This is a genomic window from Sinomicrobium kalidii (genome assembly GCF_021183825.1).
Taxonomy (GTDB): domain Bacteria; phylum Bacteroidota; class Bacteroidia; order Flavobacteriales; family Flavobacteriaceae; genus Sinomicrobium; species Sinomicrobium kalidii.
Map to the genome: position 1 here is coordinate 345,496 of NZ_CP089211.1, position 24,081 is coordinate 369,576.

The window sequence follows — 24,081 nt, forward strand, 5'->3', positions numbered from 1 at the left end:
CTTTGAACCGGCCTCTTCGTAAATGGAGATTAACACTGAACTCCTGTACATACATGCTCCTGATCGGTAGGTTCTGTATGCGTAGGGTGAGAAAGGTTACCCAATCCACCTGCTAAACGGGAAGCAACTTCACTGTCAATACTGGTTACAAAACTTTCCAATTGTAGGTCTTCGAGCTTTAATTTAGCATTTTCTGCATGATTTTTCATGGCTTAATTTTTAAAAGGTTACGCCTACTGTTTTACGGGTTTTCGGCTTATCCCCGGTTGCAACGGAACTAAAATAATACATTTGCAACTATGTCGCAAATATTACCCGGGATTATTTTGTTAAATAACTTTGGAAACGGATGGTTTCCGGGCTACCATGAAATATTTGGCCCCGCTTTGAAAACCGGTACGCAACACTGCTACCACCATCAGGAACTCCACAGGTTTGTTTATCATCGTTACATCCGGCCTGATCTTCTCCATCAACTTTAACCAAAAAACAAACCCCGGGAAAATGTCCGGGGTTGTACGCAGTCTTAAAACAAACTAGAACAAGCCTACCGGGGCTTTGTCATAAGAAATAAGCATATTTTTTACCACACGGTAGTGATCCAGGGCTATTTTGTGGTTTTCACGGCCGAACCCTGATTCTTTGACACCGCCAAACGGGGCATGGGCAGGATACGTATGATATTGGTTTACCCATACCCTACCGGCCTGTACAGCTCTTGGCACCTGGTATAATTCGTGTGCGTCCCTGCTCCATACACCGGCACCCAAACCGTAGGTAGTATCATTGGCAATAGCAATAGCTTCTTCAGTAGTGCTAAAAGTTGTCAGGGAAACTACCGGACCAAAAATTTCTTCCTGGAAAACACGCATATTATTGTCTCCCTTTAAAACTGTTGGCTGAATGTAGTATCCTTCAGAGAGTTCTCCCTCGTAATTTCCGGGTTCCCCGCCGGCCAGGACAGTAGCTCCTTCTTCCTTACCGATATTGATATAATTCAGGATCTTATCGAATTGGGCTTTTGAGACCTGAGAACCGATCATGGTTTCGGGATCTAACGGATGGCCGGTCTTTACCTGTTTCAGACGCTCCTGCATCCTTTCGACAAAAACATCGGCAATGTCTTCATGCACAAGGATACGTGACGGAGAAGTACAAATCTCCCCCTGGTTAAGTGCAAACATCAAAGCACCTTCGACGGCCTTATCAAAAAATTCATCGTCCTTAGCTGCTACCGACGGGAAGAAAATGTTGGGGGATTTCCCGCCCAGTTCCATGGTAACCGGGATAACATTTTCCGCGGCATTGTGCAGCACTTTGCGCCCGGTTTCGGTAGACCCGGTAAACGATAGTTTGGCAACGCGTTCAGAAGTAGCCAGGGCCTCTCCCGCTTCTTTACCGAAACCGGTCACGATATTCAGGACACCCTTGGGCAGAATATCACCTATAAGTTCCATCAGGCACATAACACTGGTCGGGGTTTGTTCCGCCGGTTTAACCACTGCCGTACAACCTGCCGCCAATGCCGGGGCTATTTTCCAGGCCAGCATTAACATGGGGAAGTTCCAGGGAATAATTTCGCCCACTACGCCGATGGGTTCGTGCAATACGATACTTACGGTATCCTTGTCGTGCTCAGAAATACTTCCTTCGTCGGCACGGATAACCCCGGCAAAGTACCGGAAGTGATCAATACAGTAGGGAATATCTGCCGCCCTGGCTTCACGGATCGGTTTACCATTGTCTATAGTTTCCAGAGAAGCCAGATATTCAAAGTTGTCTTCCATAACCTGGGCAATCCGCAACAACATATTACTCCGTTCCGTAGCAGACGTTGTACTCCACTCCGAGAACGCCTGATGTGCAGCATCCAAAGCAAGGTTGACATCTTCTTCTGTTGACCTGGCGGCTTTGGTAAATACTTTACCGTCTACAGGAGACACATTATCAAAATATTCTCCCTTTACCGGGGCTACAAATTCACCGTTGATAAAATTCCCGTATTTTTCCTTAAAACGGGGTTGGGTTACATTCGCCATAATTATTTCTTTTTAATTAAACTTATGACAAATGTAGGCCAGCAGCCTTGTTCCGGGCTTATCAAAAAGAGCCAGTTAATTATGAAAAAAGGTCAGTTTGAAAAAAGATGTATTTCAGGCAGAAGATCATTAAGAAATATCCTTCGGACTAAACCCGAACCTGTTTTTAAATGCCGTACTGAAGTTAGACAGGTTGTTATACCCCATCTCCCAATAGATGTCCGATGCCTTCAGGTTGCCTTGTTCCAAGAGTGTTTTTGCCTTCTGCAGGCGTTTTTCCTGCAACCATTTACCGGGAGAGGACTTGTATTCGTTTATAAAATGGCGCTTAAAGGTAGACAGGCTCATATTGCATAAAAACGCTATTTCTTCCAGTCTGAGATTGGAATAAATATTGCGTTCCACAATTTCCCTGAACGGAGAAGTTTCCTCCACTACCAGTGATTGCAAATACGATTTAAAGCTGTTGCCATATTTACTGATGAGGTAAAGCGCTATCTCTTCGAATTTTACGGAAAGAAAATTATCGGAAAACAGCGAAGGATTATCGTCCATTGTTGAAAGGGAATTCAAATATGATGTGATATAGTGATCGTTTTCAATAATAAAAAACGGGGCTTCCTTTTTATGTACGGCCGGTTTGGTGATGTGTTTTTTCAGAAACTCCTTAAGTATCTTTTCCGAAAAGAACAACAATTTGCAGTAATAGATGTTTTCGGTATCTAACAATTCCGTCCAGAGACAGTTTCCTTTTTTTATCAGTAAGGACTGCTCTTTATTCACGGCTACCGAGGTTCCCCCAAAGTGAACCTGTTTCTTTCCAACCTGTAAAAAACTGAACATATTCATTCTCAGGTTCACTTTACTTTTTACAACATCTGTGGTCATCTTAAAATCATGAACAAAAATGTCGTAATCTTTCCTGGGGTCGTCAATAAACAGCTCTGGTATATTTTCTATTAGCATCAGACTCAATATTCTCGTTTAACAGGACAGGCAAAACTAATGCGAAAAAATCAAACTGCTTCCTTTCATTTTGCATACAACGTTGTGCACCGGGAAAATGCCGGGGGGTTCTACCGGCAATAATTGTTAATGTATTGGTCGTCCAGCACGTAGACCTTGTTGTAGTTTACCAGAAACCGCCCTGTACTGAATTGACAGTCAAAGCTGAGCCTGTCACCTTCTTCGATCATGTTAAAATCTTCTTTGGGAGCCCGGATAGGATTACATTTTATGGGCTTTGAGAAATCTTCCAACCGGTTTCTTGCGATAGCATTGACCTCACTTTTCAATTCTTCCATGAGTTTAGCGGAACTGAGTTTCTCCATTAATTCACCATCGTCAATCAGCTCAATATCGCGCCCGATAGTTTTTCCGGTTCGCTGTATATCCAAAGAATCTATTTCAAATTCGGTTTTAAAAAAGGTATGTACATACGCTACTTTGACGAAATTGGAATTATCTTCCAGGGCAGCCTTGTTATAGGAAGGCCTGACTTCGGATAAGGACCCTTTGACTAGAAACGAATCGATCGGAAATTCCCTTTTATCGTACCAGATCTCATGTTTCTGGTATTCGTATCCCTCAAACTTTTCCCCGTTTGTCGCGTTTTTATCACCGCAGGTAGCATACATCACAGCTTGTTTGGCCACGTAATGAAACCCGTTTCGTTCCCTGAAAAACGGGATTTTATATTCTTTTTTAAGGGTCCACTTTCCCTGGTATTTATAGCAGGGGAAATAACAGTCATCCGGAAGTTCCTTTAAGGTGATATATGGCCTGATGTAGTTGTTTTCAAAGCTCCATTTCAGCATTTCATACCTGGAATGGTCCGTACCGGCCGCAGCAGGCCCCTTTTCACCGGAAGTCAGGAGCAGATACCCGAGTATCCCTGTCAGGATCATCAGAAAAACGAGTACTATCCACCAGATTTTACCTGGTCTTTTGCGATACTGAGTGCTTTTGTACTTTTCTACCTCTTTTTCCAGGGTATGGACCTCCAGCAACCGCTGTATATTATCCACCGCCCTTACCAGTTCTCCTTCCGAAGCCGTATTATTTATCAATCTCGAAAACTGGGAATCACTGTAAAACAGGTCCCGGGCGATCTTGGAATTGCTTGTAGACGCAAACCTGTTGTTTTCGCTGTTAAATTTTCCGTAGCGGATTTCAAGTCTGGAAATAAATGTCCGGTGTAACTCGTTTTGGTTGTTCATTTTGCAATAAAAATCGATAAAAATCGATAAAATTTATTAAAGTATCAATTTTTCAACCTAATCGTTGTATAATTGTTAAAAATAAAGCCTGAAAAATAACTATTTAGTGATTTTACTGTTCAGGTTTATAAATGTATGAAAAGAACTTTAAAAACCAACTGAAATGAGACCTGAGTTTAAGAAAGGAATTGTGATGCTCACGATTCTCACCACGCAAATGATCCTGGCACAGACCGGTGTCTCCGGGATCATCAAAGATACCCACGGGGCTCCGCTTGCTGGTGTAGCTATAGTCGAAGCCGGTACTTCAAACGGTACGGTTTCCAACTTTGACGGAGAATATTCGATTACGCCCGAAACCCCGGACCCCGTTTTAAATTACAGCTACATAGGCTTTCAACGGCAATCGATACGGGTAAACGACAGGACTACGATCGATGTGGTTATGCAGGAAGCGGTAGAGACCCTGGACGAAGTTGTGGTTACATCTTTGGGGTTCAGGGAAAAAAAGGACGATCTGGGCTATGCCAGCTCAACGGTCGACGGGGATGCTGTAAGCAATTCGGGAGAGAGTACCGTTTTAAATTCACTCTCGGGAAAATCCTCCGGCGTGCGTATTTCCAGGAACTCGGGCGATCCCGGGGCCGGGGCCTATATCCAGATCAGGGGGCTCTCCTCCATTACAAGAAACAGCCAGCCCCTGATCATCGTCGACGGCGTGCCTATCAGTAACGATGTCAGGGGAAACAGTTCCTCCGGGGGAGTCAACCAGGAATCCCGCTTAAACGATATCAACCCCAACGATATTGAAAGTATTTCCGTTTTAAAAGGGGCTTCGGCAGCAGCCTTGTGGGGCACCCGGGCCCTGGGCGGGGTGATAAACATCACTACGAAAAGCGGTAAATTCAACAATAAGTTATCGGTAAACCTGAAATCCACTTACTCCCTGGACAGGATCAACAAGAAGTACCCGGTACAAACAAAGTACGGACAAGGGGACAACGGTGTTTACGACCAGCGGGCAAGAGATTCGTGGGGAGACCGGATCTCAGACAGGGCCGGCGGAGAAGATGTTTTCGATACATCCGGGGAATACTATGTAGACCAGAACGGAAGGACATATTATCCCGTATTGACCAAGAATTCCAAAGCCATATACAACGATTCCAATTTTGACCAGGTATTCGGCAACGGTCATTTTTTTGAAAATAATCTGAGCATCAGCGGCGGCAATCAGAAGAGTTCCATCTTCTTTAGCTTGAGCGACCTGGACCAGAAGGGGATCGTTAAGAACAATTCCGATTACAGGAGGTCAACGGTGAGGTTCAATGCTAGGCACCAGTTGTCGGATGCCATTCATTTAAAACTCAGTTCGAGTTATTCCAGGACCGCTTCCGGCAGGATTGGCAAAGGAGCCAACTCCTCGGGGCTTTATCTCGGGCTTCTGAGAAACCCGGCCGATTTTGACATTTCCGGATACAGGGGCGAGTATTTCCCCTCGGCCGATGCCGCAGCAGTACCGAACAGGCACCGCTCATACCGGGAACCCCTGGGAGCCGATGGCACTCCCACATATAACAATCCCCTGTGGACCATTAATGAACAGGAAGACGAGGCCCGGGTAAACCGGTTTATCTCCAACTTTGAGCTCATGGCCACCCCATCCTCATGGCTCACCCTTATTGCAAGAGCGGGAATTGACCACTACAGTGAAGCAAGGAATGAATTTTACACCCCGGGATCGGCTTCCGGATCGTACCGTTCGGGCTTTATTAAAAAGGAACTGGCTACGAATACCATTTTTAATATGGACTATATCGCCAAAACCAATTTTAATTTTAACGAAACTATCGGCGGGGAGTTCCTGGTAGGGTTTAATTACAATTCAAAATCGAGAGAGGTCAACGGAACAACAGCAGACAATTTTATTCAGTTTATCGATGTGGCCAGCGGGATCAGGGATATTGACAATGCACTTCCGGAGAACACCGCTGTTTCTGCAACAGAAGGCCATGAACGTACCGCAGGGGTTTATTCCTCCCTTTCCCTATCGGCTTTCGATATGTTATACCTGAACAGCACGGTAAGGGTAGAATCGGCATCCACCTTCGGCGATGAGGCCAACAACACCTTTTTATTCCCGTCTACCTCCCTGGCATGGCAGTTCTCCCAGCTGGATTTCCTGAAGGGAAACAAGGTATTTTCCTTCGGTAAACTAAGGGTTTCCTATGGCGAAGTAGGTGTGCAGCCGGCGCGGTACAATACCACAAACACTTACGTATCCCCGAGTATCGGAGACCAGCACGGCGGTGACCTGAACCTCGGCCTTTATGGCAACGGAGGGTTTGTGCCCAGTGCCAGCAGGGGAAATCCCGATCTGAGACCGGAACGGAAAAAAGAAATCGAGTTCGGAACCGACCTGCGTTTTATCGATCACCGTTTGACATTAAGTGCAACCTACTTTCACAACAAAACGGAAGATGTGCTGCTGCAGTTCCCGATAGCAAACTCCACTGGATATGCGTCCATATACCGGAACGGGGCAGAAATACAGAACAAGGGGTACGAACTCGACCTGGGCTATCGTATCATCAACTCCGATAGCTTTACATGGGATATGAATGCAAATTTTACGAAAGTGAAAAACGAGGTGACCGACCTGGCCGGTATAGAATCCATCGATCTGGGCGGACTGGCTGCGGTGAGTTCCCGGGCCGTGGAAGGGCAGCCCCTCGGGGTTCTGTGGGGATCGAGAACCCTGAGAAATGAAGACGGGTCCATCGTTTTTGATGAAAACGGCTTTCCGGAACAGGATCAGGTGGAAGGCGTTATCGGGGACCCCAACCCGGACTGGCAGGGAAGCATCTCCAGCACTTTCCGGTATAAAAACTTTAACCTGTCCGTATTACTCGAAACCTACCAGGGCGCCGATATCTACGCCGGTACCAAATCGGTGATGCGGGACCTGGGAACATGGTACGATACGGCACGTGAAACTACGGCATCCCAGGATCTAGTAGCATTTAACGGCAATGTTATCCCCGCAGGTGAAACTTTCAGGGGAACCGTTCACGATTTCGGGGCCGGACCGGTTGCCCTGACCGAAAGCTGGTACAACGGGGACGGAGGGTATTTTAGCGGCGGAAATGACGAGCTTTATATCGAAGACGGCTCCTGGACCCGGTTGAGGGAAGTCAGCCTTACCTACACCCTTAATACCGATTGGCTGAAACGGACTACGGGCCTGGAATCCGTCGATCTTTCCGTTACCGGCAGAAACCTGTTGCTCTGGGCCCCTTTCGAAGGAAATGACCCGGACACCAATTTATCGGGAGTGAGCGTAGCCAGGGGGATTGATTATTTCAATAACCCCAGCACAAAATCATACCTGTTTAGTTTAACACTCAATTTATAAAAAGACCGATCATGAGACGTATTATTATCACCATATCCACCTTGATGTTGCTGTACGGTTGCAGTGACCTGGTAGATGGCATTAACGACGATCCGAACAACCTGACCACAAGCTCCTATCAAAATATTCTTACCGGCACGGAAGTAGGTAATATTTTGTTACAAAGCGGAGAAGCGGCAAGGCGTTCGGGAATTTTTGCCGGGCAATATACCGGAATAGACAGGCAGCACCAAGGGTATTCCCAATATGCCGTCACGACCAGCGATTTCGACGGACTCTGGAACGATGCTTATGTCAATGCCTACCGGAATGCCCTGATCACCGAGCAGGCAGCTACAGAAGAGAACGTGGGACCCGTGACCATCGGGATTACCCGGGTGTTACAGGCACAGATCATTGGCACAACGGCATCTTTATACGGAAATATCCCGGTGAAGGAAGCCGGGGTCATAGAAATCACAAACCCTGTCTTCGAAGCCCAGGAGGCTGTTTACCGGGATGTACAGGATTTGCTGGACAGGGCTATTGCAGATCTTTCGGAAACCACGGGCAGACCGGTCTCGGGATCGGATATTTATTACAACGGCGATCCGCAGCCCTGGATGGAAGCCGCCTACACCCTGAAAGCCCGGTTTTTTATGCATACCAAAGCATACGATGAGGCATATGATGCTGCACTTCAAGGGATCAGTACACCGGCCAACAGCATGTATGGCCCACACGGAACTGCGGCCGATAATTCCAATCTGAATTACCAGTTCTTTGCCGTGGAAGTACGACAGGCAGACCTGGTGGTGTCGGATTTCATGGCCAGTCTTGTCGATCCCTCCCCCGAAAGTCCAGACCCGGCCAATTACAGGGGAAATGCAAAAACGGACGAAACCGCCCGTTTTCATTATTATTTCGAAAAGAACAGCACCGGGATACAACCCAATACCGAAGATGGTTTTGCAGCCCAACAGGCAGGTTCCCCCTTGGTTACTTATGAAGAAAACCTGCTTATTTTAGCCGAATCCGGTTACAGAAGCCAGGGATTTGGTGCAGGTCTGGACCATTTAAACACTTTCCGTTCGTTTATGGATAACGGCGGTTATATGACCGATGCCAACCCGGAAGCATTGCTATATGCCCCTTATACAGAAGCTGATTTTGAAAGCGGGGGTATTGAAAACCCGGATGGTATTTCCCGGAATGATGCGCTTTTGAGGGAGATACTGGAGGAACGCTACATTACGCTTTTCGGACAGATCGAGCCCTTCAACGATACCCGGAGGACATTAAACGAAGCCGGGGTACGTGTTCCCATTATACCCAACAGGGGAGACCGGTTACCCGCCAGGTTTTTATATCCCCAGAGCGAAATAGACCGTAACGATAATATTCCTTCGCCCATTCCGGACTTTTTTGAACCTACACCTGTTAACGAATAATATTCAAATTTCATGAAAAAGATTTTAAGTTTCCTTTGTGCACTATTGTTAGTACAGGCTTATGCCTTTTCCCAGGATGAGAAGAGTGAAAAAACAAGGGTCCTTTTCGTCGGGAACAGTTTTACATTTTTCTGGAACATGCCGCAGATGGTCAATGCCATGGCCAGACTGGAAGATTTCCCGATGGAAGTTCGTCAGTCTACGGTAAGCGGAAGTACCTGGAAACAACATTTTAAAGAAGAAAAAGATACACAGACCAGAAACCTGCTAACCTCTGAAAAGTGGGATTATGTGATCCTTCAGGACCATAGCCTGAGCACTATCGAAGCCCCGGACCGTTTTAAGAAATACGGGGAGCGACTTGTCCGGGAAGTGGAAAAAAACGGGGCCGTACCGTATTTTATGACAACCTGGGCCTATCTTTCAAACCCGCTCCTGCAGGAAACCATTTCCAGCAGTTATAAAAACCTCGCAACATCCTCAGGAACAAAAGCAATACCCGTCGGGGAGGTCTTTATGAAGGCCAGAAGGCTCCGCCCGGACCTTAAGCTGTATTTCGACGATAAACATCCTTCCTCCGACGGCTCCTATCTGATAGCCCTGATCATATACCGGGCATTGACAGGGAATTCAGTAAAAAACATCCCTGACAGGTTGACGGCCACCGACAGTGACGGGGAAAAGATCATCCTTTCCTTTGTACACCATAAAGACGGACTGTTTTTCAGACAATTAGTTGATGAAACAATTTTCGAACCCAATAAATTGATTCAGCAATGATCTCAGTACGGAAACTCATTTTTCTTCTATCAGGTCCCCTGGTCTTCCTGCTGCTCCAGTCTTTGGACAATCCGCCCGACGGAATGCCGGAACGCGCTTATGATATGTTGTCCATTACAGTCTGGATGGCCATATGGTGGATTACGGAAGTAATCCCTATCGGGGTTACCGCACTTTTGCCGATCGTTTTGTTTCCGTTGACGAAAGCAATGGATATCTCCGCGACCACCGCTTCTTTCGGGCATAAATACATTTTTTTGTACATGGGCGGGTTTATGCTGGCCATAGCTATTGAAAAATGGAACCTGCACAAGCGGATCGCCCTGCATATCATCAGAATTATCGGGACCAACGTTTCCAGGATAATTTTGGGCTTTATGGTGGCCACGGCCTTTTTATCCATGTGGATCTCCAATACAGCTACGTCTGTGATGATGCTTCCCATAGGGATGTCCATCGTTTCACAGCTCAAAGACAATCCGCTGACTGAAACCCGTGAAAACCTGATTTTCGGAAAGGCATTGATGCTGGCCATAGCGTACAGCGCCTCCATCGGGGGCATAGCCACCCTGATCGGGACCCCGCCCAACCTGGTATTTGCCGGGTTTATCGAAAAAACCTATCATATAGAGATCAGCTTCTGGAACTGGACGAGGTTCGGGTTGCCCATATCAATCGTTCTACTGTTCATTGCCTGGTATTACATCACAAGGTTTGCCTTTAATTTTAAACAAAAGGAATTCCCCGGGGGCAGGGAAGAAATAAACAGGTTGATCCGGGAACTCGGACCTATGAAGAAAGAGGAAAAAACAGTACTTACGGTTTTTATGCTCACGGCCTTTTGCTGGATCACAAGGTCTTTTATCCTTCAGAGATTTATGCCGGAAATAGACGACACTATCATAGCCATAAGCTCGGGGATATTGCTTTTCATTTTGCCTTCCGGCCAGAAAGATAAACCGGTTATCTCCTGGAAAGAAGCCGTTCAGATGCCCTGGGGAATCATTCTGCTGTTCGGAGGGGGAATGGCGCTGGCGTCGGGTTTTGAAGCTACGGGACTTGCTTCCTGGTTCGGAAGCCAGGTCAAGTTGTTGGATGGTATATCCATGTTTTCACTTATTTTAATCGTTGTCGCTGCCGTTAATTTTATTACGGAAGTAACCTCCAACTTAGCAACTACGGCCATGTTACTGCCCATTTTGGCCCCTGTAGCCATTTCCCTGGAGATCAATCCGTATATGCTCATGGTTGCCACCACCCTGGCTGCTTCCTGTGCCTTTATGCTGCCCGTGGCAACACCTCCCAATGCCGTGGTTTTCGGATCGGGTTATCTGAAAATCCCGGATATGATCAAAACCGGTTTATGGATGAACCTCTTGTCCATACTGTTTTTAACCCTAGTGGTCTATTTATTACTCCCTGTGCTGTGGGATTTCGACCCTAAAGATTTTTCCGGTTTAACGGATTAAAACGGATGCGAATTTTAAAAGCCCCTGACTTTGTGACCCCGGTGAAAAACTTTGTGGTCCCTGGGTTTTCCACATCATGGGCTTTATTTTACCACAAAGGGGTCTACAAAGCAGGCACAAAGTTACACAGAGCGCTAATTACGGGAGGATCTTTAAATGTTATTCCCCTTAATCATTCTCTGTTATTACGACAGATTGGAAAACTCTCACCTGGTTTGAAAACTACGGAAGGGTGATAAAATTTTTGAATATCCAACGTATACGGTAAAAACAACGATCCGGACAAGCCTCCCGGTTAATTCCGAATTTCGACAATTATAAATTCGCTCCTTCGGTTCAACTGATGTTTTTCCCTGGAACAGGGTACGCCGTTGGAGCACTCGTTAACCAGTTGGGTTTCGCCATATCCTTTTCCACTGACCCGTTCCGGAGATATTCCGTGTGCTACAATGTATTTTACCGTAGACCTCGCTCTCCTGTCGGACAACCGGATATTATAATTATCACTGCCCCTGCTGTCGGTATGCGACCGTACTTCTATAACCATCCCGGGATACTGTTGCATGACCTTGATGATCTTAGCCAGTTCTACAGCAGCATCTTTCCGGATGTTGTCCTTGTCAAAATCAAAATAGATGGGATTCAGGTCCAGTTTTTGAGCGAGATCGTCACCAGGGATCATATCTTCGCGTTCGAGTTCAATAAGCAATTCCCTTTTTTCGCCTGCATCGAGTTTAGTGACAAATTCTTCGTGAGGGCGGTACCCGTCCTTGTCATACCGGGTATTGTAGTTTTTACCGGCAAGTACTTTTATACAGAAGTTTCCGGCATCGTCGGTCTCAAATTCCTTTTTTGCCTCCCCGTCTTCGTCATATAGCGTGACTTTTGTCCGGGCAAGGGGTGCTTTGGTATGGATATCCCTCACGTGGCCACACAGTTCTGCATCTATGGAAAGCGGGGTATTTTGCACAAAGGTGTATATATTGTCGAACCCTGTTTCTTCGTTCCGATTGGATGAAAAATACCCTTTCCGGTTTTCTATGTCTATAATATACCCGAAATCATCGGCCCGGGAGTTTACGGGATCTCCCACATTGATCACCTGTTTTTCGCCGAAAGGTCCTGTGATGACCGCAAAGATATCCAGTCCTCCCATCCCGGGGTGCCCGTCGGAGGCCATATAGAGTGTCCCGTCGCCGGCCACAAAGGGGAAAGTCTCCCTCCCTACCGTATTTACCGTTTTCCCGAGGTTCTCCACAGGTCCGAAACCACCATCAGCCAGGATTTCTGTCCTGAAAATATCTGACATTCCTTTACTACCGGGCCTGTCGGAGGCAAAATACAGGTATTTGTCATCAGGGCCGAGCGCCGGATGTGCAGTCGAGAATTCTTCTCCGTTAATGGTGAGGTCTTCCACTTCCTTCCATTTTCCGTCTTCGTACTTTGCCCTGTATATCTTTAAATGGTTAGTGCCCTCCTCATCCTTTCCGTAGTTCCCCGGAGTAAAATTGTTCCTCGTAAAATACATGGTTTGGCCATCGCGGGTAATTACGGGCGTACTCTGGTGGTATTTTGTATTGACATCGCCCTTGAGCTGCTTGGGTTCGCGTAGGGTACCATTGTTATTGACCAGGGCCTCATACAGTTTTAAAAAGGGTTTTTCATTCCATTTATGGGTTCGGTCCATAAAAATTCCCGTATCCCTGGCGGAAGCGAACAGCACTTCCCCTTCCCTGCCGAAGGCGGGCCCGAAATCGGCATACGCGCTGTTAATCCCGGCATCGGTAACGTTATACCTCCCGGAATTGGGCTTGTTTTCTAACAATTCTTCGGACAGGGAATATCCGGGTGCTCCCGGCTGGCCGATCAATTTATAAAATTTTTCCAGGGTTGTCCGGGCCTTATTGTAGTCGCCTTCGGCTTCCAGGCACTTGGCATACCTGTAGTAGTAAACCGGGTCCGTTTCCCCTTCATAGGAAAGCGCTTTTTCGTAATATTCCCGGGCCTCTCCGTACAGGGCATTGTAATAATAGGTATCTCCCAGCCTGCAGTAAACATCCCCGGATTCATGTCCTTTTTCCAGCAGATTTTCATATAACTCCCTTGCTTTTATAAATCCGAAATCCTCATAATTCCTGTCTGCCCTTTTCTTTTTGACTTCCTGGGAAAAGGACATACTTCCGATGATCAGGCACAATCCGATGAGTACATATTTTTTCATCCTAATATCTGTTTTTCATATTGAATTAATCTAAAAGAACCTGGGCGAATGCATCCGGTTACGCGAAGAGGAAATAAACTCGAACCTCAGGAATACCTCATGACTTCCCGAGTTGTAATTCCCAAGGCCATTGGTATCCCAGTCGTAAGCATATCCTACAAACAGGCTTTCCGTAATGTTAAACCCGGCCAGTGCACTTACCGCCGCATCCCAGCGGTAGGCCGCTCCCAGTGTCAGCTTTTCCTGGAGTAAAAAATTGGCTGAAAGGTCTACGGAAAGGGGCGCCCCGTTGACGGCCTTTACCAGGGTAGCAGGCTTGAATTTCACCGACGGCCCCAGGTCAAAAACATAGCCCCCGATCAGATAAAAATGCATCTTTTCGCGTGCCACCGACTGTTCTACATCGTCATAAAACCTGGTCTCGAGCAATGCGGGCACTGAAAGACCTACATACCATTTATCGGAATGCAGGTAGGCCCCTACTCCTACATTGGGGGAAAATTTGTTCAGTTTTCCGGTAAGGTCGGGGTCCTGGTTATTTTCCAGATTCAGTTTATTATAATCCACCTCCAGGAAACTACCGCCTGCCATAAGCCCCAGGTTGAGCCTGGTCCTGTGGGATAACTGCAACAGATAGGAAAAACCGGCATTGACATAAGTGTCCCGTGAAGGCCCTATATTGTCACTCACAACAGATAGTCCCAATCCGTGCCCTCTGTAGCTTATGGGTGAATGGATCGAAAACTGGGTAGTCCTCGGCGCTCCGTCAAGACCTACCCATTGCGAACGGTGCAAGCCGAACAGGCTGGTTGCACCCCGCGTGCCCGCATATCCCGGGTTCACCGATACAGTATTGTACATATACTGTGTGTATTGCGGTTCCTGCTGTCCGAAAACCGACAGTGACCAAAATATGATGAGCACCGATACTGCCTTTTTCATAATATACCTCGTATTTTTAGTTCTCACTTTAAATCCAACCTTTAAAATCCGATGCCGGAGGTACCGCCTTAAAATGTACTGGAAACAATATTTTATTCTTGACTGTAACCCAACGCTCCCGGCACCGGAATATTTAACATTGTTTGAAATATTAATTGATATAGAGATAGCCCGACTTCTCTTCAACACTACCGTTTTCCGTCCTGTATTTCAGGAGGTAGAAATACGTTCCCGCAGGCAATCGCTTGCCGTTGTTCAGGGTGGCGCGTCCTTCGGAATATCCGCGGAATACACTACTGCTGTTGTCATATCCACGGGTATCGTATACCTTAATGCCCCAGCGGTTGTATATTTCCACGGTATTGTCCGGATAACATTCAATTCCCTGTATCCTGAAGGTATCGTTCAATCCGTCCCCGTTGGGAGACAGGCCGTTGAACACTTCTATGGTGCAACCTTCCAGTGCTGTAAAAGTGGGATGATCGCCCAGACCGTCTGCACTGTCGGAAAGGTTACTAACACGGGAACCGTCTGTGGCATCGGCATGAACCGTAGCCTGATTGGTTACTCCCCTGGCAATAATATCCGCCTGGGTAATGGTATAGGTTCCAGAAAAAGTAGTATCGTCTGATTCTCCCGGTAAAAGGGATATAGGGCCACCTGTTATGCTTATTCCGGGCAGCGGGTCTTCGATTTCTATATTGTCCAGGAATACATTACCCGTATTGGTCACTACAAACCCATATGTTATGGTTTCCCCGGCCTGGGCCTGTCCGTCACCGTCTTCGTCATTGAACGCTCCTGTTTTCAGTAAGGTAATTGCAGGGTTGCGCTCAAGTTTAACAACCGTGCAATCGGGACATTCGTCCATGTAGAACGGATCTGACGGATCAAGCAGTTCCGAAGGTTGTGATTCTTCAAACAATTCTTCTCCATCCGGGGTTTCCGCACCTGCTTCTGCAATATTGTAAACCGCACCTGTGTTGATATCCTCCTGTGTAATCACATATACTGCGGAGGCTGTTGCTGTTTCTCCGGGAGCCAGGGCAGACGGATTTACTTCAGAAACTTCCAGGGCAGGCACCAGGGTTTCGTCGGAGATGCTTATGTTACTCAAGGTCACGTTCCCCGTATTTTCCACGGTAAAACTATACTGTATAATATCTCCCGGGCTTACAGTTCCATCACCGTTTTCATCAACATAGCCCCCTGCTTTATACAATATCATATCAGGGTTTTGTTCTATGGGTGTCTCCGTAGGTTCATCATTATCAGGATCTGTACCCGAAGTGTCTTCTACGGGATCGCCATTCGGGTCTTCTCCTGCAGCCAGGGCCTGATTACTGACCCCACCGCTGTCTACATCGGCCCGGGTGATCGTATAGGTTGCTGTAACTGTACCTTCTTCACCCGGAGCTAATATTGCCGGGGTGATCGGTAAACCAACGGTTTCTGTCAGATCATCGTCGACAGTGATGTCAGCAACTGTTACATTACCTGTGTTAGTTACCGTAAAGGTATAAGTGATCTCATCTCCTGCATCGGCCATTTGGTTGTTATTGGTATCTGCATACTCCCCTGTTTTCACCAATACTATCGCCGGTGTCTGTTCTATAGGGGTTTCTGTAGGATCATCGTTGTCTTCGCCCGTTCCGGATTCGTCCTCGATGGGATCACCATTGGGGTCTTGTCCACCGGCTAAAGCCTGGTTGCTTACCCCGCCATTGTCCACATCAGACTGCGTGATCGTATACATTACCGTGGCCGTTCCACTTTCACCCGGGACTAATGTTGCCGGGGTGATCGGTAGACCAGCAGTTCCTGTCAAGGCATCATCGATAGTGATATCGGCTACAGTCACATTACCGGTATTAGTCACCGTAAAGGTATATTCGATGGCATCGCCCACAACAAAAGCGTCGTTAGCTCCACTACCCGTATTGGTCACTGTTTTTACCAAAGCTATGGATGGGTCTTGTGTTATCGGAGTATCTGTGGGGTCATCGTTGTCCTCGCCTGTTCCGGATTCATCCTCGATGGGATCATCGTTAGGGTCTTCTCCGGTAGCTAAAGCCTGGTTGCTTACGCCTCCGTTGTCCACATCTTCCTGGGTGATCGTATACGTTGCCGTAGCTGTTCCAATCTCGCCCGGGGCTAAGGCCGTTGGAGTGATCGGCAAACCGATGGAGCCTGTCAGGTCATCATCAATAGTGATGTTATCCACAGTCACATTACCGGTGTTGGTCACTGTAAAGGTGTACTCAATGGCATCACCGACTACAAAGGCACCGTTAGCTCCACTACCCGTATTGGTTACGGATTTTACTAAAGCTATGGATGGATCTTGCGTTATAGGGGTATCTGTAGGATCGTCGTTGTCTTCTCCTGTTCCGGATTCGTCTTCGATGGGATCACCATTGGGGGCTTCTCCGGTAGCTAAAGCCTGGTTGCTCACACCTCCGTTATCTACATCAGACTGGATGATGGTATACGTTGCTGTAGCTGTTCCGCTTTCACCCGGGGCTAATGTTGCCGGGGTGATCGGTAGACCAGCAGTTCCTGTCAAAGCATCATCAATAGTGATATCGGAAACCGTTACATTGCCGGTATTAGTCACTGTAAAGGTATATTCGATAACATCACCCACAACAAAGGCATTATTATCTCCGCTGCCCGTATTGGTCACTGCTTTAACCAAAGCTATGGATGGTTCTTGTGTGATCGGGGTATCTGTAGGATCATCATTGTCTTCGTCTGTTCCGGATTCGTCTTCGATGGGATCACCATTGGGGTCTTCTCCGGTAGCTAAAGCCTGGTTGCTCACACCTCCGTTGTCTACATCAGACTGGATGATGGTATACGTTGTCGTAGCTGTTCCAATCTCGCCCGGGGCTAAGGTCGTTGGAGTGATCGGCAAACCGATGGAGCCTGTAAGTTCATCGTCAATAGTAATATTATCTACAGTTACATTCCCGGTATTGGTCACCGTAAAGGTATATTCGATGGCATCGCCCACCACAAAGGCGCCGTTTTCCCCACTGCCCGTATTGGTAACGGATTTTACCAGGGTTATGGAAGGCTCCTGCGTGATCGGGGTCTCCGTAGGATCGTCGTTGTCTTCGCCTGTTCCGGATTCGTCCTCTATGGGATCGCCACCGGGATCTTGCCCGGTGGCCAGAGCCTGGTTACTTACGCCGCCGTTATCTACATCGGCCTGGGTGATCGTATAGGTGGCCGTAGCCGTTCCGCTTTCACCCGGAGCAAGGGTAGACGGGGTGACCGGCAGGCCACTGGTGTCTGTCAATGCATCATCGATGTTAATATCCGACACGGTTACATTGCCTGTATTGGTTACTGTAAAGGTATATTCGATGGCATCGCCGACTACAAAGGCGCCGTTTTCCCCGCTACCCGTGTTGGTCACGGCTTTAACCAAAGCTATGGATGGGTCTTGTGTCAGAGGCGTGTCTGTGGGGTCGTCATTGTCTTCTCCTGTTCCGGATTCGTCCTCTACAGGATCACCGTTCGGGTCATTTCCGGTAGCCAGGGCCTGGTTGCTTACACCACCGTTATCTACATCCGATTGTGTAATGGTATAGGTGGCTGTAGCGGTCCCGGTCGCGCCCGGGGTCAGGGTTGCCGGGGCAATGGGTAAATTATTCGTACCAGTCAGGGAATCATCAATGGTAATATCCGAAACGGTTACATTACCGGTATTGGTTACCGTAAAGGTATAGGTGATCTCATCACCGGCATCGGCCATGCCATTGTTGTTGCTGTCGGCATACGCTCCTGTCTTTACCAGGGCGATCGACGGGGATTGTTCGATCGGTGTTTCCGTCGGGGTATCGTTATCTTCACCTGTTCCCGAAGTGTCTTCTACGGGATCGCCGTCAGGCGACGCACCTGTGGCCAGGGCCTGGTTGCTTACGCCTCCGTTATCTACATCCGATTGTGTAATGGTATAAGCTACCGTAGCGGTACCTGTTTCGTCGGGTGCGAGGGCCGGTGGTGTAAGAGAAAGACCGGCGGTACCTGTCAGGTCATCGTCAATGGTGATGTTATCTATTGTTACATTCCCGGTATTGGTCACCGTAAAGGTATAGGTGATCCCATCGCCGGCATCGGCCATGCCATTGTTGTTGCTGTCGGCATACGCTCCTGTCTTTACCAGGGCTATTGAAGGTTCGGGTGTCATTTCCAGCGGCGGGGTCACGCAATCCGGGCAATCCGGGTCGGGGTCTTCGGTCGGGCTGGTCACCTGTACGGCATTTACCAGGTCGTCCGTAAAATCGGGCGGTGTCTGTACCGTAACGGTATAGGTCACGACGGCACCGTCGGGGAGCGTACCGATGGTTTCATTGATATCGCCCGTACCGCTGGTATTGGGAAGTGTTACCGTACCGGCGGTGACTTCGGCGGTCCAGTTTGTTATCGTTGTACCGGCGGGAGCCATATCCGTAACATTTACCTGTTGTGCTTCGCTCGGACCGTTGTTGGTTACGGCGATCGTATAGTCTACCGCTTCGCCCTGGACGTATTCCGTCTGCCCGGCATCGCTGGTGGTTTTTACCGTAACGATATCGGCCTGTGGGTCGGGGCTGAGCGGAGGGGTTTCGCAGAATTCACAATCCGGATCGGGATCGGGGGTCGGACCGGTGACCTGTACCGTGTTCACCAGTTCTTCCATACTTCGGGGGAGTGTCTGAACGGTGACATGATACATCACTTCGGCATCCGCAGGCAGCAGATCGATGGTTTCGTCAATGCTGCCGGTTCCCGATGCATTCGGCAGGGTCACGGCACCGGCTACGACTTCGGCTGTCCAGCCCGCGATCTCCGCCCCGGCGGGATCTACGTCCACTACACGTACCTGTTCCGCATCGCTCGGGCCGTTGTTCCTTATGGTTATGGTATACTCAACGGTCTCGCCGGGTACGTATGTGGTCTGCCCGGCCTCATTGGTTACTTTTTCCGTAACAATATCGGCCTGCGAAACGTAATTCACTACCACATCGTCAAAAGCGGTACAAGTGCCGTTGGTCACTGTCCAGCGCAATGTTACCGAAGTATTCGCATCGAGCGTAACGGTGGCGTTCGGGTCGTTTATATCTGAAATCGCCCCGGCTAATGTGCCGTCCACAACACTCCATTCGCCGGTTCCCAAAGCGGGAGTTGTGGCATCCAGTGTAAATGTACCATTGTTGTATTGGGTTTGTTCTTCTCCGGCTTCTGGTGTTGGTGTTTCGTAGATCGTTACGTCAAAACTTTCCTCATCCGGGCAGCTCGGGGTGAATTCCGGGAGGTATTGGTAATCGACTGAAAAATTCTCGATCCTCCAGTCCTTGATATTGTCGTCGGTATGATAGGTCTCCACGATGATCACCACGCTGATGTTCCCTCCTGTCAGGTCATCCATTGATACGGTAGTGGTGAAATCTATGGCTACCGGGGTGTTCACCGGGGTGTTGAGCAACTGCTGTGATCTTGCAATGACCTCATTCGTAAGGTTGTTGACCACGGCCACTTCACCGGAATACGCTCTCCCCGTATCGGGGCCTGTATTGGTGATCTGCATCCTCGGGTTGATCCGTATTGCGGAACCGAAACATCCCGGTTCACCTGCAAATACAACATCTGCGGCAATAGCCTTATAGGTCTGGCTGTTTACGACCGGGTCACCGGTATCATAATTTATTTCTGTGGGGCTGTCATTCCAAACTGCGGGATCAAAATCATCTGTCAAATAAGTGGCCCTGTTCCTTATTACCTCCACGTCAGACTGTGTTATTTCCGTACTGTTCTGCGCAGAAAGGGTTCCGGAGCAATTAAACTCTCCTTCTACTTCATCATAAATGTATAGCGTAGTTGTTCCGATCGTATTAATGGTATCGCCTGCTTCCAAACGGGTTCCGCCGCCGCCCGGTTCTGTAAAATAGGCTTCATTACCCGAGAGGTCGCTTCCTTCGATCTCCGGCAGCATATACTCTTCACAAGCTTCCTGGTCTTCCGCCGGATCGAGCTGCGGCGCCTGCTGTATCATCAGGGTTACGGCTGTCCGGTCCAGGCTGGGGCAGGTTCCGTTATCGGCTTCGGCATAATATGTTACTACACCGACGGTATTCAGTGAGGGATCGGGCACTACATTCCCTCCAACGGGTGCATCATACCACGTAAGCGTTTGCCCCGCCTCTACCGAGGCTGTGGCTGTCAGGGTCTGCACCGGGCTTTCGGCGCAAACGATCTCGTCGCCACCGCTTACCGGGGCTGCCGGGACAGGGGGTGCTTCTTCGATGGTTACAGGTACCGGGTCGGTATCACATCCGTCTGCCCTGATCACTACTTCATAATCGCCCGGGTCCAGTTCGCTGAAGGTGTTGAGGCCGGAGAAATTCGCCCCGCCGTCAATGGAGTACATCGCATTCTCATACCTCGGTATATGGATCGTTCCCGTAGGCGACTCACAATCCGGTTGTGTGACCACGGGCTCCGGGGCGGTCGGGGCCTCGTCGACCACGGCTTCTGTTTCCAGGCTTACACAGCCGGTAGTGGTATTTCTTACCGTTACCATATAGGTACCGGGGGCGACGGATTCGAAAACCGCATCAATCTGGTAATTTGTCCCGTCGATGGAATATTCGAATTCGGCACCTAGCGGGGAGGTTACTTCAATACTTCCTTCACCGTCTATACAGACCGGTTGGCCGATACTTACTTCGGGAGCGTCGATCAATACGACTTCCACGGGCATAATGGTACTACAGCCCGTCACCGGATCTTCGCCGAGGATATAATAGGTCCCTGTTTCCGAAATGGATTCGGGGTTGCTCAATGCCACCGTACCTTCTGCATCCTCGAAATAGGTGAATATCAAACCGGGGGTACTTCCGGCGGTCACCGCCGCATCAGTCAAGTCTACCGTTCCGGGCAGACATACCGGGTCAGGATCGGTGATCAGCAACTCGGGCAGATCATTAATGGTCAACTCAAAACTTTGTTCGTCCGAACACGCCTGTGTGCTTTCCGGCTGGAACTGATAATCTGCACTGAACCCGGAGAACTGCCAGTTTTTAAAGCTCCCCTGATACGTCTCCACAGCCATCATAACAGCGATGTTTCCTGCCAGCACTTCAGCTGCGGAGACTATGCCCGACACTGTAGGTGTCATCGTTGTATTTGCGGGGAAATTAACGGTCAACGGAGTCTGATACAATATCTGATCGGTACTTTTATCGATTATTGCCAGTCTTCCGGAATACCCCGCCCCGGTCCCGGGTCCCTGGTTGGTAACGGTAACCTGTGCATTTATATTGACCTCGGTTCCGAAACAAGCGGATGTATCGTCTATCGACACATCACCGACAAGTCCCAGGTAAATTTGTCCGCCTGTGGGTGTCCCGGGACTATCGTATAATATCTGCTGGTTTGCGGTACCCTGCCAGAAACCGGGATTGGTCGCCCCCGGATATTGGTGATGGGTGCCATCTTCGAATAAATTGTCAATGACATAAGCTGTATTGGAGGCGACTGTCAGATCTCCTTCACAGTTATCCCCCGCTTCCATCTCATCATATACGTAAAGCGTAGTATTGCCAATATCCTCGATAACATCCCCCGGAAGGTATCTTGTACCTCCCCCGTCGGGCTCCGTATAGTAGGCTTCGTTCCCGGTAAGGTTGTTTCCTGTGATCTCCGGGAGTTCATAGGATACGCATTCTTCTACATCTTCAATTCCATCCAACTGTGGTGTGGGCAGAAGATGTAAAGTAACCGGTGTGCGGTTCTCACTGATACAGGTACCGTCATCGGCTGCGGCATAGTAGGTCACGGAACCCACCGCTTCCAGGCTCGGGTCTGCCACCACATTCCCGCCGGCAGGGGCATCATACCAGATGAGCTGTACCCCGTCGGGTACAGTGGCCGTAGCTGTTATTTTCTGAACGGGATCGTTTGCACATTGCTGGATATTACCACCACTGCCCGGCGCGGGCAGTTCACATTCGTTCAGGCAAAACAAGGTGGGGTCGTTAGGTTCTTCTGTTTCCGGATTATCACTAACCACAGTGGTGCCCCCTTGTGTAATGGTGGCCTGGTTGGAATAGCAGCTGCCATACGCAGCATTATCAGCAACCTTTACCGAAACCCGGAACGTCAGCGGTTCTCCCGTAGCAGCCGTCGGTTGTGCGGTTACACCACTAATCGTCAATGTCTGTCCTGAAATGCTCACTGTACCCCCGCCGGGTGATGCGGGTTCTACCGAGCCGGACACCCAGCTGAGATCGGATGATGCCAGTATGTCTTCGAAATCGTAGGTTATGGGCAGCATCTGGTTGTTGTAGATGCTGAACTCAAATTCCACTTCATCCCCGGGCACCAGGCCTTCGGTGGGTATGCTGACCTGTTTTTCCAGGCGTGTGGGGAAACAGGCCGTGGCATCGAAGGTAGGATAAGGGTCCACCGCCCTGACGTTAACGAATGCATTGTTTGCGGGATTATACCGGTATAACCGGCCACCCCCATTTGCGGTATTCGCACTGTTGGAATAAAAATAGACCCGGCCCTGGACGTCATTCCACGCCCCCCCTGCGTGCACACCGGGTACCGTTCCGGACGACGGGTTAATGAAGGCCTGATTTCCATTATTCGGATTAATACGAATAAGATTTCCCCCGGCAATTCCGTACAAAAAACCGTTATAGGGGGAAAACGCCAGATCTGCTACATTGATATCTCGGCTCAGGCGGACGGTCGTGTACCTCATCGTCGTCAGGTCAACGGTTACCAGAAACGCCGCACCGCTGTTTGTAACCGCCATGGTGTACATTTTATTGTCCAGACCAACCACTCCCGGCGCTATGCTTATTCGTCCGCCATTAGGGTTAACATTGACATTACTCGTCCAGGTGGCCAACCCGGGGGATTGTCCCGGGGTACGCTGCGGCGCTCCCAGCCGTGTTACGGTCCCTTCCGCATCGATCCTGACAATATCGGCCCCGGTAAGGGAAGGGGTATCTCCCGCTGCCATACCGTAGATAAAGTTGTCTTCAAAATTATAGCCTATGCCGTTATAGCGATCGGCGATCGAAGGAGTGATGGTCGCGTTAACAATGTTGGGGTTGTTTGCCTGCACGATATACATGGTGGACGGAGTGGTACCGCCCGGCGAACTCACCAGGTAAGCGGAACCGTTGCAGGTAAACGGCACCGGGTCTTGTGAATATACGGTATTGATCCCGAAAACAGTTAGTAAAAGGATCAGACAGGAAAACAGGTTCCTCTTTTTTCCAATGGATATAACAGAACTCATCAATAAATGATATTTTATTATTTTATTAACCAAATTAAATCGCTCACAAACCGTGATCTGTTTTCGGAAAATGTAATTCCGGATACGGTTGTCATTAAAATTCAGAAATGGACTAATGGTTTCCCGAGTGCCTGCTCCTTCAGAGAACAAGACGAAATTTGGTTCCTGGAACCGGGAAAATATCGAAGTATTTGAATTCCATTTTAAGCAGAGGTAATTTTACTACCATAACTATACGTTTTTAAGTTGATCAATTACT

The 24,081-nt window shown here is 48.7% G+C and carries 12 protein-coding genes; 4 read left to right on the forward strand and 8 right to left on the reverse strand.

The window, feature by feature from the left end; genetic code table 11:
* Positions 1 to 29 precede the first annotated feature (29 nt).
* The 5 genes from LS482_RS01255 to LS482_RS01275 form a co-directional block, all read right to left on the reverse strand.
* Positions 30 to 209 (reverse strand): pinensin family lanthipeptide, encoded by a 180-nt coding sequence (locus LS482_RS01255; RefSeq protein WP_233029924.1) that lies wholly within the window; start codon positions 207 to 209, stop codon positions 30 to 32.
* Between the two features lie 120 nt (positions 210 to 329).
* Positions 330 to 473: a hypothetical protein gene (locus LS482_RS01260; protein WP_233029925.1), complete on the reverse strand. Its 144-nt coding sequence runs from the start codon at positions 471 to 473 to the stop codon at positions 330 to 332.
* A gap of 63 nt (positions 474 to 536) precedes the next feature.
* Complete coding sequence (locus tag LS482_RS01265; RefSeq protein WP_233029926.1) at positions 537 to 2,039, reverse strand: aldehyde dehydrogenase family protein; 1,503 nt, start codon at positions 2,037 to 2,039, stop codon at positions 537 to 539.
* A 129-nt stretch (positions 2,040 to 2,168) separates the two neighbouring features.
* Positions 2,169 to 3,005: a helix-turn-helix domain-containing protein gene (locus LS482_RS01270; RefSeq protein WP_233029927.1), complete on the reverse strand. Its 837-nt coding sequence runs from the start codon at positions 3,003 to 3,005 to the stop codon at positions 2,169 to 2,171.
* Between the two features lie 110 nt (positions 3,006 to 3,115).
* Positions 3,116 to 4,258 carry a hypothetical protein gene (locus LS482_RS01275; RefSeq protein WP_233029928.1) on the reverse strand — a complete coding sequence of 381 codons (1,143 nt, stop codon included), beginning with the start codon at positions 4,256 to 4,258 and terminating at the stop codon, positions 3,116 to 3,118.
* A 163-nt stretch (positions 4,259 to 4,421) separates the two neighbouring features.
* Here LS482_RS01275 and LS482_RS01280 point away from each other — a divergent pair, with 163 nt between their 5' ends.
* Genes LS482_RS01280 through LS482_RS01295 form a run of 4 tightly spaced genes read left to right on the forward strand, consistent with a single transcriptional unit; the run spans position 4,422 to position 11,352 of the window.
* On the forward strand, positions 4,422 to 7,673 hold the full coding sequence (locus LS482_RS01280; protein WP_233029929.1) for a SusC/RagA family TonB-linked outer membrane protein: 3,252 nt from the start codon (positions 4,422 to 4,424) through the stop codon (positions 7,671 to 7,673).
* A gap of 11 nt (positions 7,674 to 7,684) precedes the next feature.
* The gene (locus LS482_RS01285; protein ID WP_233029930.1) at positions 7,685 to 9,103 is read left to right on the forward strand and encodes a SusD/RagB family nutrient-binding outer membrane lipoprotein; all 1,419 of its coding nucleotides are present in this window, start codon (positions 7,685 to 7,687) and stop codon (positions 9,101 to 9,103) included.
* A gap of 12 nt (positions 9,104 to 9,115) precedes the next feature.
* A complete protein-coding gene (locus LS482_RS01290) occupies positions 9,116 to 9,883 on the forward strand; it encodes an SGNH/GDSL hydrolase family protein (RefSeq protein WP_233029931.1) in 768 nt (255 codons plus the stop codon).
* A complete protein-coding gene (locus LS482_RS01295) occupies positions 9,880 to 11,352 on the forward strand; it encodes an SLC13 family permease (protein ID WP_233029932.1) in 1,473 nt (490 codons plus the stop codon). The genes LS482_RS01290 and LS482_RS01295 overlap by 4 nt, the downstream gene beginning before the upstream one ends.
* A gap of 295 nt (positions 11,353 to 11,647) precedes the next feature.
* On the opposite strand, the gene LS482_RS01300 is transcribed toward LS482_RS01295, so the two are convergent.
* The 3 genes from LS482_RS01300 to LS482_RS01310 form a co-directional block, all read right to left on the reverse strand.
* Positions 11,648 to 13,573, reverse strand: a complete 1,926-nt coding sequence (locus LS482_RS01300; RefSeq protein ID WP_233029933.1) for an OmpA family protein — start codon at positions 13,571 to 13,573, stop codon at positions 11,648 to 11,650.
* A 30-nt stretch (positions 13,574 to 13,603) separates the two neighbouring features.
* Positions 13,604 to 14,515, reverse strand: coding sequence for a PorP/SprF family type IX secretion system membrane protein (locus tag LS482_RS01305; protein WP_233029934.1), 912 nt, complete (start codon positions 14,513 to 14,515; stop codon positions 13,604 to 13,606).
* Between the two features lie 151 nt (positions 14,516 to 14,666).
* Positions 14,667 to 23,822 carry a CLIPPER-2 domain-containing protein gene (locus LS482_RS01310; protein ID WP_233029935.1) on the reverse strand — a complete coding sequence of 3,052 codons (9,156 nt, stop codon included), beginning with the start codon at positions 23,820 to 23,822 and terminating at the stop codon, positions 14,667 to 14,669.
* Between the last annotated feature and the right edge of the window lie 259 nt (positions 23,823 to 24,081).